Genomic DNA, 14,666 nt, shown 5'->3' on the forward strand with positions numbered 1-14,666 from the left:
CCTCACCAACAAGCTAATGCGCCGCAGGCCCATCCCGAAGTGATAGCCGAAACCATCTTTTAAACTTTGACCAGGCGGTCAAAGTTGTTATGCGGTATTAGCACTTGTTTCCAAATGTTGTCCCCCGCTTCGGGGCAGGTTGCCTACGTGTTACTCACCCGTCCGCCACTCGTTGGGAAACCAACGTCAATCATGTGCAAGCACAATCAATCAGTTGGGCCAACGCGTTCGACTTGCATGTATTAGGCACACCGCCGGCGTTCATCCTGAGCCAGGATCAAACTCTCATATAAAACAAGAACTTGAGTAGCTCTCAAAAATAAATTAAGCGAATTGACTTCGCAAATGTTATTGCCTTAATCAATGATTAAGGACCCTACACATTTGATTCGTCGAAACTTTATTCAGTTTTCAAAGGTCTACCAGTTTGTTGTTTTAAATCAGCAACTTGATCATTATATCATAACTATCAAGTTGGTGTCAAGAACTTTTTTGAAGAAGTTCTTTCGCTGAAGCTCAGCGACAACTCTTATATATTACCAAGAACTCAAATCTTTGTCAACAACAATTTTGAAGTTCTTGTCGTCGCCACCGCAACGCCGAAGCTTTATCGCGGTGACAACGATATATAACTATACCCGTCTCCTTAGGATCCGTCAAGCCCTTTTTAGCAAAAAAATAAAAAGCCAGCCGCAACCAGCTTTTCTCCTACTAATCTTGCTGCTGCGACCAGCGTTCGGGCGCTTGACGCCACGCGTGCAAGCTTGCTTTTTGATCGTCAGAAACAATCCCCTGCTTGATGGCTTCATCAATGAGGGTCGTGTAATTGGTAACGGTGTAAAACGGGAGCTTGGCCGCCGCAAAGTTAGCCGTGAGCGCCGGCAATTCGTAACTAAAAATTGCTACGACCCCCAACACTTCACCGCCCGCCGCTTGCACTGCTTTGACCGCGTTCAAAACGCTCCCGCCGGTCGATAATAAATCATCGATGACAACAACTTTTTGCCCCGCCTTTAAGACCCCTTCGATTTGCCGGCCTTGCCCGTGATCCTTGGGCTTTGAACGAACATAAATCAAGGGCTTTTGCAGCCGTTCAGCCACTAAAGTTGCGTGCGGAATCCCCGCTGTCGCCGTCCCCGCAATGACATCCACGTTTTCAACCCCAAAGTGAGCCTTAATGTGATCAATCATCCCAATGTAAATATTGCGGCGAACCCACGGATACGAAATCGTCAGCCGGTTATCAGTATAGATCGGGGCCTTCAATCCACTAGCCCAAGTAAAGGGCGCTTCCGGTCGTAACGTAACGGCCCGAATGTCCAATAAGTTCTTCGCTACAATTTCCCGTTGTCCCAACATCTTTATCCCTCCATGAATTCCACTGCAATTTGTTGATAGGCGGCCCGCGGAACCGGCGCCTGCGTAATCGGCCGACCACAAACAATCGCGTTGGCCCCTAATTGATGCGCTTGGCTTGGGGTTACGACCCGCTTTTGATCCCCCTTTGCCGCTCCCACCGGTCGAATTCCCGGGGTGACACACAAGAAGTGCTCACCCGTAACTTCACGAATTGCCTGCACTTCTTGGGCCGAGCAAACTACCCCGGCTAACCCCACTTGTTCAGCCAATCGCGCATAGCGTTGAACAGTGGCCGCAACTGGCCCCGGGATGCCTTGTTCTTCATTCATAATTCGCTGATCAATCGACGTCAACTCCGTGATTGCCAGTAAGTATGGTTGCGGCAGGCCCGCTTCTTTGGCCCCCGTTTGCAGGCCCGTCAAGGCTGCTTGCAGCATTTCACTGCCGCCGGCGGCATGCACGGTCACAAAACTAACCCCCAACTTCCCTAAGGCATGCATTGCCCGGCCGACCGTGTTGGGAATATCGTATAATTTCAAATCCAAGAAGACGGCAAAGCCCCGGCGGCGGCCCTCCTTTACAATCGTCGGTCCCGCGGCATAGTACAATTCCATCCCCAATTTAACGATCGGGGCCGGGGTTAACCCCGCGAACTGATCAAATAAGGCCAAAGCCTCTGCTTGCGTAGCCACATCAATCGCCACCATTGGCGCAAATCGTTGCATCATATTCTCCTTTCCCCGCTCTGGGTAACAAAAAAGACAGTCTCGGATTTGAGACTGCCCCGCCGGTGGACTAAAAAAGCCCCCACCATTGCACCCTCACTGGAGTCCTTAAATAGTGGAAATTCTATTTATTATCAATTGAAATGTCTTCGTGACCATCGTATTCTTCGACTGCCACGTGAACCGTTTCAGCATTGGAAGTCGGGATATTCTTCCCCACAAAGTCCGGCCGAATCGGTAATTCCCGGTGGCCCCGGTCAACCAAGACCGCTAACGAAATCCGCTTTGGTCGGCCCAAATCCATCAAGGCATCCAAGGCCGCCCGCACCGTCCGGCCCGTGTAAAGCACGTCATCAACCAAAATCACGTGCTTATCAGTAATGTCGACGGCAATGTCGGCATTTTCCACCGTCGGTTCAATGTGGTGGTCGGGTTGGTGGCGATCATCCCGATACAGGGTAATGTCCAATGACCCCACGGGCACTTGGACCCCTTCCAATTGTTCCATCCGCTTAGCCAAGCGCTTGGCCAGGTAGATCCCCCGGGTCTTAATCCCAACAAAGACCAGGTCATCCACCCCTTTATTTTGCTCGATGATTTCATAGGTAATCCGCGTCAGCGCCCGCTTCATACTGGAGCCATCAACGATTTCGTGCGCCACCATCCAACACTCCTTCCGCATTTTTCCCGGTTCAAAAAACTGCCGCCCTTTGGGGGCAGCAGCTCATTTTTCCGCGTCCCCTTTTGACCTCACCGGGTCAATTAAAAGGCCTATTTCGATCCAGTTTACCCGTCTAATTAGGCGCTGTCAACTCCTCCGCCGGGAAAGAAAAAATCGCGCCGCCAAAACGCGCGCGATCTGCTTTCATTATTTTGCTGCTTGCCAGACATCACGGACAATAATCGTTTGATCCCGATCCGGTCCCACCGAAACCGTCGCTAGCTTAGCGTTAGTCAGCTCTTCAATCCGGCGTAAGAACGCTTGGGCATTAGCCGGCAAGTCACTTAACGACTTCGCCTGAGTAATATCTTCATCCCACCCTGGTAATTCTTCATACACCGGGGTGGCCGCTTCCAATTCTTTCAAGCTGGCCGGGTAGTAATCAATGGTTTGCCCATTGAGCTCGTAGGCCGTGGCAATCTTGATCGTCTTTTGGCCGGTTAAGACATCCAACAAGTTCAAGGACAGGTAGTTGATCCCGTCCACCCGGACGGCGTGGCGCATCGCCACACTGTCAAACCAACCAATCCGCCGGGGCCGCCCCGTAACCGTCCCATACTCATGACCGGTTTCCCGTAATTGGTCGCCGACTTCATCAAATAACTCCGTTGGGAAGGGGCCTTCCCCGACCCGGGTCGTGTAGGCCTTGCAAATCCCCACCACAGTGGTCAACTTATTGGGCCCGACGCCGGCCCCGGTCGCTGCGCCACCCGCCACGGGCGTGGAAGAAGTTACGTAAGGGTAAGTACCGGCATCAATATCGAGCATCGTCCCTTGCGCTCCTTCAAACAGGACACGTTCTCCCCGGTCCAAGGCTTCATTTACCAAAATTGCCGTATCGGTTACGTACGGTGCTAATTCTTGACCATAGGCATAGAACTCTTCAAACAAGGCCTCAAAATCCAAAGCGGGTTGCCCGTAAACCTTAGTAAAGAGGTCGTTTTTTTCGGCCAGGTTCAGCTTTAATTTCTCCGTAAAGGTGTCCTTTTCCAATAAATCACACATCCGAATGCCGACCCGGGCCACCTTATCAACGTAAGCGGGGCCGATTCCGTTCTTGGTCGTCCCGACTTTGTGATCCCCCTTAGCGGCTTCTTGGTATTCATCCAGCAAAACGTGGTACGGCATCACCACGTGGGCCCGGTTGGAGATCCGCAGATTAGCGGTACTGATTCCTTCGGCATTCAGGTAATGAATTTCTTCTAACAGGGACTTGGGATTTACCACGACCCCGTTGCCAATAATCGCCAGGGTCTTTTCCCCAAAAATCCCCGACGGCATCAGGCGCAGCCCGTACTTTTTACCATGAAAGACAATCGAGTGCCCCGCATTGTTACCGCCTTGCGAACGCACAACCATCGTGGCGGTTTGGCAAAGGTAATCGGTAATCTTCCCCTTGCCTTCGTCTCCCCATTGACTCCCTACCACTACTACTGATGCCATATTTTTCCACCTCATTAGCTTAAATTATAAGCACACACTTACTTAATTATACTAACGAAACGGACCGGGTTTTGCAAGAGTTTTTCCGAACTTTATTTCACTACTTAACCTTGAACATTCAGATTAAATCCTTGGTAAGGCGACAAAGATTAATCATTTGGCTATGGTAAGATCCACAAACGAACAACAAAAAACTGCTTTCCGCCGAAACAAGCGAAAAGCAGTCGCTGATTATTCCGTACTGATACCTGGGGCCCCCGTCCCCCCAGCACTGCCACCTGAATAACTTGGTGCTTGAGTTGGGGCTGGCGCTGGATTGGTCGGTGCTTGATAACCGTTACCGCTCCCAGTATTGCGTACCGGATTGGCATTAGATGGCTGGGTCCCCGTCGCAGCATTGCTCGTGTTCGTATGGCTGTTGGAGCTGGCCGCACTGGACGAAGCGCTGGTTGGGGTACTGGAACTGGCCACACTGGTACTAGGTTCATCGGCACTGGACGACGAACTGGCTGCTCGATGGTCCTGCAGTTTACCTAACACCCGGTCAATCGTGGCCAAATCCCTCTGGTATTGCTTGGCCAGTTCCTTTTTGGTGTACGAAACGTCACTTAAGTCCTGTCCATCGGCATCCTGGAGGGTTACTTTAACCTGGCTGCCCTTGATTTCACACACAAAGGACTGGACATCATTCTTTAAGGTATAGCGATTTCCCTTGTGCTTTAAGGTTAACTGATCAACATTTTTCTTCAAATCGTGGGCCGAAATATCACCGGTCTTCATGTAGGCCATCAGCGCCCACTCACCCTTCGTGTACTGATCAACCACGGCGCTGCTCGTTGCAGAGCCTGCCTTGGTTGCATTGCTTTGTTTGCCACAGCCCACCAAGCCCAAACTTACTAAGGCCACGGCCGACAGCACTACCACTTTTTTTACGTTCTTGCCCCCTCGGATTTTTCATCGCGATCCCGTTACCGATCGCCTATCCAATATTTTTTAACCATCTTTAGCATACTACACTTCCACTAATTCACCAATCCTTACTAAGTAGAGATACTGGTGTAAGACTGGCTGGCCGGTCATCTGGTGCAAAGCGGCCGCGTATAAGTTCAACTGCCCGCGGTAGCGTTCAATCACAGGAGTTGGGTCATCCGCGTTGATTTCGTCGGTCTTATAATCAAACAATTCAATCCCCGCCGGGGTAGTCAAGTAACCGTCGATGATCCCGTGAATCAGCAATTCCCCATCATCAGCTTGTAAATTGGTAAAGAGGTCGCTGCCGTTCAACAACATTGAAAAGGGCTGCTCGCGCCGCACTTGCCGGGGATGCGCCAAAATTTGTTGCCCCAGAGGGGTTTGATAAAAGGCGACGATCCCCGCGACATCAATCGCGGCGCCCAGCTGCGGACTGTCAATCAAGCCGTTGGCCACTAATTCATCGATCTTGGACGTGACCTGCTCAGACGTTACCACCCCTGTGGTCAAAGCCAATTGCGCCAAGACCAGGTGCGTCGCCGTCCCAATCGCGGCTGCCGTTGGTTTTTGCGGCCCCTGCGCCAGGAAACTCGGTTGGCCAAAATCGCCTTGCAGATAGCGGCCTTCCTCTTGCACGGTTTGCTGGTTAAAGCTCAAATGCCCCATCCGGGCTTCATCCGGATCCTGACTAGCAAAAACTTCCCGCAATGCCGAAACCGATTGGTAGGCCGTCGTTTTGGTTGCCGCTAAGTGTGGGTATTGCATTTGTAAGGTTTGGGCCAAAAATTGTTGTTGGGCCCGGGTCAGCGGCGTTTCCGCCGGCGTCGTCACCGCTTGACCCCGGTGATCCTTTAACGCCGCCAACGCTGCTTCCAGCTGGTTGGCCGTATAAACCTGGGCCACACACCGTAACTGCGCAGGCACCGATACGGTTTGCGGCCAGGTCGCCTCGCTGGCAAAGGTAGCCGGCGTTAATAACCCCGTCCGGACCAACGTCATGCCCAGCCAATCCAAAAAGGACTTCGCCTGCAAACGCACGGCAGCTGGCAAGACTTGGGTAGTTGCGGTCGCCGCCGCTTGCCACTTGGCGACCAGTTGGGCCGGCTCATGATCCGTTCCGGCCGTAATAATCAAGCGTTGTTCCGCCCGGGTCAACGCCACGTACAACAGCCGCATTTCTTCGGCCCGTTCTTGGTACAACAACGACCGCAAGACCACGGCGCGCTGGGGTAAGTCATAACGATAGCGCGTCAACGGATCATCGGGCACCGGTACGCTGAAGCGCATCCCCACCCCAACGTGCGGATTTACAACCAGGGGCGCCGTTTGGGTCATGGTATTAAAGTGGTGAGCGCTATTGACTAAAAAGACGACCGGGAATTGCAGCCCCTTACTGCCGTGAATCGTCATCACGTTGACCGCATTGCCCACAACTTCGCCGGGCGCTTGGGCCAGGTCATCATCGCGCCGTTGCATGCGTTCAATGAAATGAATAAACCGGTATAGCCCCCGCATACCGCCTTGCTCATACTCATTGGCCCGTTGGTACAGGGCATGCAGGTTGGCTTGCCGCTGACTGCCCCCGGGCATAGCGGCAACATAGTCCAAGTAATCGGTCGTCTGGTAAATTTGCCAGATCAAAGCCACTAAGGATTGCCGTTCTGCGACCTGCTGGAAGGTGGTCAATTGCTTTTGAAACCGTTGGACTTTCCCCGCAAACTGATCAAAATTGCCCGGGGTTGGCCCTTGATCACTCGGCTGCGAAAGCTCCCAAGCCGCCCATTGCGCCGCCAGTTTTGCCCGCGAATCGGGCTTGGCCAAGGCCGTCTGGGTGGCCACCAAGGCCGAATAGTAATCGGCATCCACGGCTTGCAAGCGAATCAAGGCCAGTTCCCGTTCCGTCAAGCCGACGAGTGGCGAACGCAAAACCGCCACCAGGGGAATATCCTGGGCTGGATTGTCAATCACTTTCAGCAGGGCCAACATCGTCTGCACTTCCGTCGCCTTAAAGTAGTTCTTTACGTCATGGACCACCACCGGAATTTCCAAGCGGGCAAACTGCTCCACCAGTTGGTTATTCAACTGCTTGGTCCGCGCCAAGATGGCAATGTCGCGGGGTTCGATTGGGCGCATTTGGCCGGTGGTCTGATCAAAGATTGTTTCGTGACGGTCCAGCATTTGTCGAATCCGCAGCCCAATCAGCCAGACTTCCCCGGCCGCCGGATCATTCACCTGCCGTTCGACATAGTGCTCGACGGCCGGATCGGGGGTCTCCGTCGCACTGGCATCGTACAAGAGCAGCTCCGGCGCGGGGCGCGGATCATCCGCCGCTTCGTAGCGCGTCGCCGCGTATTTGAGCTGAGCGGCTTGATCATAGGCTAACTCGCCGAGCGTTTCATCCATCAATTGGGTAAAGATCACGTTGACAAAATCGGTCACACTGTTCATGGACCGGAAATTTTCTGCCAAGTCAATCGCCTCATTGCCGGCTGCTGCCCCTGCATAGCGCCGGTAACGCGCTAAAAAGAGGGTCGGATCCGCTTGGCGGAAGCGATAGATTGACTGCTTAACATCCCCCACCATAAACAAGTGATTTTGGGCCGGATCATGAAGCTGTTTGACCAACTCGTCTTGCAAAGCATTGGTGTCTTGATATTCATCCACCATGATTTCCCGAAATTGGTGGCGCAACTGGGCTTGGGCTTGGCGTCCGGCCGAGGTTTCCGTCGTTAAAATCTGGTAAGTAAAGTGCTCCAGGTCACTAAAATCCACCAAATGTTGTACCGCCTTCAATCCTTGGTAGCGTTGCCGAAATTCTTTGGTCACCGCAATTAATTGCGCCAGTAACCCCCGGGCTTGCCCCACCCGTTGCAGCAAAACCGCTTCATCAACATTAAAGTACTGCTCACCCAACTTGGTGAATTGGTCTTTTAAAGCGTCCCGCTGCGCTTTTAAGGTCGCGGCGGCTTCTTTATCCGCCGCTTCTTTCAGCCCCGCTGTACTCCACCGGTCAAACTTAGCCTGACTAAAGGCGTGGACCAACTGATCCCAACCTGCCGTCGGCAACGCCGCTTGGAGGTCTTTGACCCGGGTTAAATCCGCCTGCAAGATCGTTTGAATTTTCCCAAACGGTCCGGCCGGCGGCACCGCATCCACCAGGGTGGTTAATTTCTGCGCCAAATCCGCCAAGGCCGCCGCCACCAGCGGTTGCAACTGGGTTTGATAAAAGGGACTGGTCGTCATTGCGGCCTCGCAACGGTAATTTTCCAGCAGTTGATCCAGCCAGGCTTGGGGGTGGGCTTGGGCATTGGCCACCGTGTCCAATTGCCAAACCACTTCTGCCAAACCCTCGCCAACGTTACTGGCAGTCGTTTGAAAAGCCGCCTTTAAGGCCGCAAACTGCTGGTCAGCTTGGCCTAGCCACTCTTCTTCCAACGCCTGCCAGACTTGCTCTTGCAACAGATTTTGCTCGGCCGCATCCGTTAGCAAGCGGTACTTGGGGTCCAGCCCGATGACGTAGTAATACTGCTTAATAATCTGCTCACAAAAGGCGTGAATCGTACTGATATTGGCCAGCGGCAAGCGCGTCAATTGTGCTTTGAGGTGCTGGTTGACGCTGTCGTTTAGCAACCGCTGGCGAATCCGGTCCCGCATATTTTTGGCGGCTTCCTTGGTAAAGGTTACCAAGAGAAACTGGTCAATGTTTAAAGTGGGGTCCGTCTTCAACAGTTCGATCACCCGGTCCACCAGCACCGCCGTCTTCCCGGAGCCCGCTGAAGCTGACACCAAAATATCGACGTCTTGATCACTGATTGCCCGTGCTTGTTGGGGCGTTGGCGTAAAATTTGCCATGGCAAAACTATCCTTCCTTATTTTCTGTTGGCTCATCCAAGGCTTGTAATTGTTGCTTTACAGCCGCTTCGCTCAGCGTAATGTCACGGAACTTATCCTGGTCTAAGACATTATCAAAGGCAAAAATGGGCAAAAAGTCACTGTTGGTCAACCCATTGCTGGCCGTCGTCGCTTCCACCAAGCGGTATGGGGCCAAGGTATTGACCCCCGTTAAAATTGCCGTGGCTGCTTTGGTAATCAAGGCCGTATTTTGGTCCAAGAGCCACTTTAATTGGGCCGGCGTTACCAGGGCGCTCCCCTGATTGGCGCGGTAGGTCTGCTTACTTTTGGTATAGCTGACCTTCAAAAGTTGCCCCCGCCCAGTTTGCCCCAGCTCCGTATCCACGGCCGTTAACAGGTCCGGATCATTTAAAATCAGCCCATTGTAACGGTGATTTTGGAGTGTATTGGCCACGGCGGAACGGCGCTTTAAGTCGGAGGCCCGTAAGACTTCATTGCCCAAGTGCAGGTAAAAGGCCCCCGCGAGCTTCGTCGTCGGCGCACTGTTCTGCAGGGCCGCTAAATAAGTTAATAACTGTAAATCCAACCCACTGAGCGCCCGCACCAAATCAAACTGCCGTTGACCAGATTTGTAATCAAGCACCATCTGGTAAGTCTGTTGGGCAGTTTGAATTTGGTCGATCCGGTCAATCCGGCCCCGGACTTGAACTTGGTGGACTTGATCCGCTAAACGGTGAACCAGGGGCGGCAAGGCTGCCGTCGTGGTGCCAAAGGTCTGCTCCGTATGCAGTGGTGTCGCCGTACTCAATTGGGCTTGGTTGACCAAGAGACGGGTCATTGCGGCCGCCACCTGCTTTAAGTGGTTTAATTGGTAGGCAAACCGGCGTTGTTCATCACTTAATTCCACTAAGAGCGGTTGTTGGCTTTCGGCCCACGCTAGGGCCAAAGCGGTTTGCTTTGCCAAAGCAGTCTCATCAAGGGTGGCTAAGTGCGGTTGATTGGCCGCGATAAAGTGCTCCATCACGTTATGGTAGAAGGTCCCCGAGTCAGCGGGACTGATTTCAAATTCTTCGCGCTTTTTCAAGCGTAGTCCGTACTTCAAGAAGTATTCATACGGATTTTGGTAAAAGGTTTGGAGTTGGGAAACTGACGTATACAGGGTGCTATGCGCTTGCTCCGGCGGAATGGCCGGTAACGGCGCGCCGGCTTGTTGGGCGGCCGCCCGGGCGGCCACCAATTCCGGCGCTAGGTGACCATACAGTTGCTCCGCCAAAGCCGGCGTTAGTGGCTGGGGCTCATTTTGGTAGTGGTACGCTGGCAACAATGGCGGGCGATCCGGCTGCAGTTGGTTTAACAACCGGACAACTAACCGCCAACTGCTGCTCAACGGCTGCGCATTATCCTGCTTTAAACGCCGGACCCGAATAAAGTTCGAGCGGGTCGCGGCGGGCGCCGACACAAAGGGCGCCACCGCCGCAAAGTCAGCTTGCGGCACCGGGGTCGCCGGTAAGGCGGTAATCGGCTGGTTGAAATGCGCGGCCAAGCCGGTCAAGTACGGCGAAAGCCCCACCTGCTCTTCTTCGCCCCCTTGCAGTGGAGCGGATAAGTATAATTCGGCTTGCGGAGTCATCATCGCCAAGTAATTAACAAAGGGCTCGTTGGCAATCTTTTCTAAGCCCGCCACGGGGAGGTATTGATCCGCACGCAAGCCTTGGGCCAACCGTTGCCGCTCAGCGGGGGTCAGCAAGCCTGATTCCAATTGAACGGTGGGCATCACATCATCAGTCGCCCCAATGATGAAGACCACTTGCCGGCGTTCCGTCTGGGTAATCCCGCTTTCTGACACCAAGACCTGATCAATCGTCGACGGAATTTGTGAATACGTTGCCGTTTGGAAGCCCACTAACAACAAATCCCGAAAATCCGTCAGGTTGAACGGCGTTTGATCGCCTAAGGCCAGGACGTATTCGTCGAGCAGTTGGCAAAACAGTTGCCAGACCTGTTGGGGTTCTTGGCCAAGGGCCAGCTCACCTGCCTCAACGGCGGCTTGTTCCCAGGCAGCCAGTTGTTTTTCGACCCCCTGGTGGTGTAAAAATTCAAACAGCAATTGCGCGGCTTGGCGCCCGGTCTTGGCTTGCCGCCACTGGGCTAAAAAGGGCGCCAATTCGGTTTTGACATAGTGCTTCACCCGGTTGAGCTGCGCTCGCTTTTGCAATTCTGCTTGTCCCAACGCCGTTTGCTCCATCGCTGGGGTTATTTCCAAATGGGGGGTGTATTCAAAGGGTTTGGTGCTTAACCAACTGGCCCCTGACTTGCCGTACTTGAGGGCCCAATTCTCCGTCAAATACAGATCAGCCTTGAATTGCTCGGCCGTTAAGGGCTGTCCAGCCACTTCCACCGCCGGCAGCAAAAGCCCCGTCTTAAGCACTTGCATTAAATCCGTTAATTGAAAATGCCCCCACAGGACCTGGAACAGGCCGAGGACCAACGTGACCAAGGGGTGCGTCTTCATCGGCCGATCATTATCGTTAAAGACTGGAATTTCATGGGCCGCAAAGACGGGCTGCAGCATCGTTTCATAACCATCCAAGCGCCGGGTCAAGACCAAAAAATCTCGGTACCGGTAGTGCTGGTGAGTCACCAACTGACGAATCTTGGCTGCCACCGCATTCAATTCTGCCAACCGGGTCGGGGCCGTCATAAAGTGAACCGCCGGAGGTAAAGTTGGCGCCGGAGCAGGCGTCGTAAACTGACTGGTAGCCGCCAGCCACCGTTCAACCTCTTGTAAGGCCGGGGCCACCCGCGGTCGGCTGGCAAATTCGTCGGGTAAAAAGGTAATCGCACCGTGCTGTTCGGCAAAGCGTGCCAAGCGGTGATACATCAGGCCGGGTTGATAAAAGAGCTGGTTGGGATCCGGCACCTGGCTCCCCCGATAGGGCCGGTCCAAGACCAAACTTACCGTCGTCGTTGCCCCGTTTTCAATCATCGCTTCCACCACTTGTTCTTCCTTGGCCGAAAACTGGGCGTTGTAGCGGTCCAGGTAAAAATGAGTCGTGCTAAAATCACCTTGCCGCAAGGCTTGGATCAATAAATCATAGATGTCTGGCGTCGCTAACTGGTCGCCCAATGCAGCCATAAACCGTTGGTAAACCGTAAACAGCACGGCCAATTTATCATCAAAGGCGGCATCCGTTTGACCATGGGCTTGGGCCCACGCCGCACTGCGCTGTTTAATCTGATCGTAATCTTCCGGCGCAATATTTGCGTTACGCAGTTCCATCACTTGCTTGGTCAAGTCTTGAATAAAGCCGGGCTGATGTGCTTCCTTGGCAAACAGGCGCAACTGGGCCGGGGTCAGTTGTTTGACAATCGCCGCGACGACCATCGTCAAGCCCGTTGGCGAAATGCGGGGCGCATTAAAGGCCGGGACGTCGCGCAATAAAAACCATGCCAGCCGCGAAAATGACAACACTTGGACTTGCGTTTGGGCATAGATGGGACTGGCTTGCCGGGCCTTTAATTGGCTTAAGACGTCGATTTCGGTGGAAAACTTAATGTGGTTCGGAACCAAATAAAAAAAGCGATCCGTGGGGTGAGCGGCCAGTTGAGCCGCCAAGTGATCAAGCAAGGCCGCTTGGTGATCAACGGCCGCCGACCCTAAAATAAATTGCAAACTTGGCATGGGTAATCCTTTCGAGTTGACACGCAACGAGGTCTTCCTTGCTATTTTAACACGCTTCAGTCTCCCGCCCACTTGTGAAGTTTGACCCAATCTTTTCGCATGGTAAATATTTTTCGTTGACAAACCTTGCATTTTATAAGCCAGCGTGGTTAAATAACATTGTTACTTAGTGAACATAATCTGAGTATGCACGAAGCTGAGGTTTCCTCAAATCTCTCTATGTCTGGTTGTTAATACCGTTTACTCTGCCCCAGCTTCGTTTGTCTGGTGACGAAAAAGCGCCGCTCCTGAATGGAAGCGACGCTTTTTTGTGTCCGCAATTTATAAGATCGGCGAAAGCAACCGGGAGAAGGTTTGCTTAAACCGCAGCCACCCGGGTTGGGCCGCAAACCGTTCTGGTGTCATGACCCGACTATGCCGAATATCACGGATATACAGCCGCTCTAAGCGTTCCGTCAGGTTCGGATCATACATAAAGCAATTGATTTCGAAGTTGAGTTTAAAACTGCGAAAGTCCATATTCGCCGAGCCCACCGAGGCCATCTTACCATCCACCACCATCGTTTTGGCATGTAAGAAGCCATTTTGGTAAAAGTAAATGGTAACCCCCTCTTCTGCCAGGCTACGGGCGTAATACTGGGTCGCCCGGTACACAAAGGCATGGTCCGGCTTATTGGGCACCATAATCCGCACATCAACCCCCGAGTGCGCAGCCACCCGCAGGGCATCCAAGACACTGTCATCGGGAATTAAGTAGGGCGTTTGAATCCAGATATGATCCTGGGCCGCATTGATCAAGCGTAAATACCCCAGTTTAATTTCTTCCAGCGGCGAATCCGGTCCACTGGAGACAATTTGCAAAGCCGTCGTCCCGCTGCCGACTTTGATTTTGGGAAAGTACGGGCGGTAATGATCGACCCGCTGTTGAGCTTCTTTGGTCGAAGCATTCCAGTCCCGAATAAACCGCTGTTGCAAGCCATAGACCCCGCTCCCCACGATCCGCAGGTGGGTATCCCGCCAGTGACCAAATTTAGCCAACCGGCCCAAGTACTGATCGCCAACGTTAAAGCCGCCGACGTAACCGACCTTGCCATCCAGCACCACAATTTTACGGTGATCCCGGTAGTTCAGCCGAAAATCAAAGAGGTTGCTGCGGGTTAACAGGAAGGGCGCCGCATGCCCGCCATTGGCCCGTAAGCCATCATAAAAACTCGGTTTAACTCCCATTGACCCCCATGAATCATAGAGCACCCGGACTTCCACCCCCGCGGCCGCTTTTTGTTCCAGCACCGTCCGTAATTGATTTCCAATCCGGTCGTTGTAAATGGTATAAAACTCAATGTGGATACTGTGCTTAGCCGCCGCGATGTCTTTTAACAGTTGGCCAAAGAAATGGTGCCCCTCGCTAAACAGATCCACGTGATTATGCCGGGTCAAAAAAGCATCGTCAATGCTTTGAAACAGCATAATGGTCCGCTTGTAGGTGCGCAAGGTCGGTTGCTTGGGCGGCGGCGAGAGTAAGAACTGGGCCTTTTGCTTGTCCAGAGCCGCCGAAAGTTCTAATTGGGTTTCCGTTTGGATCCGTTCCAAGCGCCGTTGGGGGAGCTTGCGACCCAAAAAGGAATAGAAGATAAAGCCAACGACCGGCATTAAGGTCAAGACCAACAACCAAGCCCAGGTTGCCGCAATATCCCGTCGTTCACGAAAAACCGTGATCAACGCTGCAATTTCGTTGAACACGACAATCAGTACTAACACTAATTTCACAATATGCCAAGTGATCAGCATAATCCCGCCACGGCCTCCCATTGATTAAGTTACTACCAGTGTAATCCAAAATGCTCGCTTTACCAACCAACTTCCGCTAGTATTTTAATTAAAGAAAGGAATGATGAAATCTTGGCACCAGTTG

General features: G+C 52.9%; 8 protein-coding genes and 1 rRNA gene. All 9 read right to left on the minus strand.

Annotated features, from left to right (window positions below):
• Positions 1-293 (minus strand): 16S ribosomal RNA (locus tag BN54_RS05795); the annotation flags it as partial.
• Between the two features lie 418 nt (positions 294-711).
• Positions 712-1,359, minus strand: coding sequence for an orotate phosphoribosyltransferase (pyrE, locus tag BN54_RS05800; protein ID WP_019206226.1), 648 nt, complete (start codon positions 1,357-1,359; stop codon positions 712-714).
• Positions 1,360-1,361: 2 nt separating this feature from the next.
• On the minus strand, positions 1,362-2,084 hold the full coding sequence (pyrF, locus tag BN54_RS05805; RefSeq protein WP_019206227.1) for an orotidine-5'-phosphate decarboxylase: 723 nt from the start codon (positions 2,082-2,084) through the stop codon (positions 1,362-1,364).
• Between the two features lie 124 nt (positions 2,085-2,208).
• On the minus strand, positions 2,209-2,745 hold the full coding sequence (gene pyrR / locus BN54_RS05810) for a bifunctional pyr operon transcriptional regulator/uracil phosphoribosyltransferase PyrR (RefSeq protein WP_081583829.1): 537 nt from the start codon (positions 2,743-2,745) through the stop codon (positions 2,209-2,211).
• A 207-nt stretch (positions 2,746-2,952) separates the two neighbouring features.
• Positions 2,953-4,248: an adenylosuccinate synthase gene (locus tag BN54_RS05815; RefSeq protein WP_019206229.1), complete on the minus strand. Its 1,296-nt coding sequence runs from the start codon at positions 4,246-4,248 to the stop codon at positions 2,953-2,955.
• 231 nt (positions 4,249-4,479) lie between these two features.
• Positions 4,480-5,172, minus strand: a complete 693-nt coding sequence (locus BN54_RS05820) for a hypothetical protein (RefSeq protein ID WP_056954940.1) — start codon at positions 5,170-5,172, stop codon at positions 4,480-4,482.
• Between the two features lie 87 nt (positions 5,173-5,259).
• The gene (gene addA, locus BN54_RS05825) at positions 5,260-9,072 is read right to left on the minus strand and encodes a helicase-exonuclease AddAB subunit AddA (RefSeq protein ID WP_019206231.1); all 3,813 of its coding nucleotides are present in this window, start codon (positions 9,070-9,072) and stop codon (positions 5,260-5,262) included.
• Positions 9,073-9,079: 7 nt separating this feature from the next.
• Positions 9,080-12,754, minus strand: a complete 3,675-nt coding sequence (locus BN54_RS05830) for a PD-(D/E)XK nuclease family protein (RefSeq protein WP_019206232.1) — start codon at positions 12,752-12,754, stop codon at positions 9,080-9,082.
• Between the two features lie 321 nt (positions 12,755-13,075).
• Positions 13,076-14,542, minus strand: a complete 1,467-nt coding sequence (gene cls, locus BN54_RS05835) for a cardiolipin synthase (protein ID WP_019206233.1) — start codon at positions 14,540-14,542, stop codon at positions 13,076-13,078.
• Positions 14,543-14,666: the final 124 nt, after the last annotated feature.

Source organism: Limosilactobacillus ingluviei str. Autruche 4, from assembly GCF_000312405.1.
Lineage (GTDB): Bacteria > Bacillota > Bacilli > Lactobacillales > Lactobacillaceae > Limosilactobacillus > Limosilactobacillus ingluviei.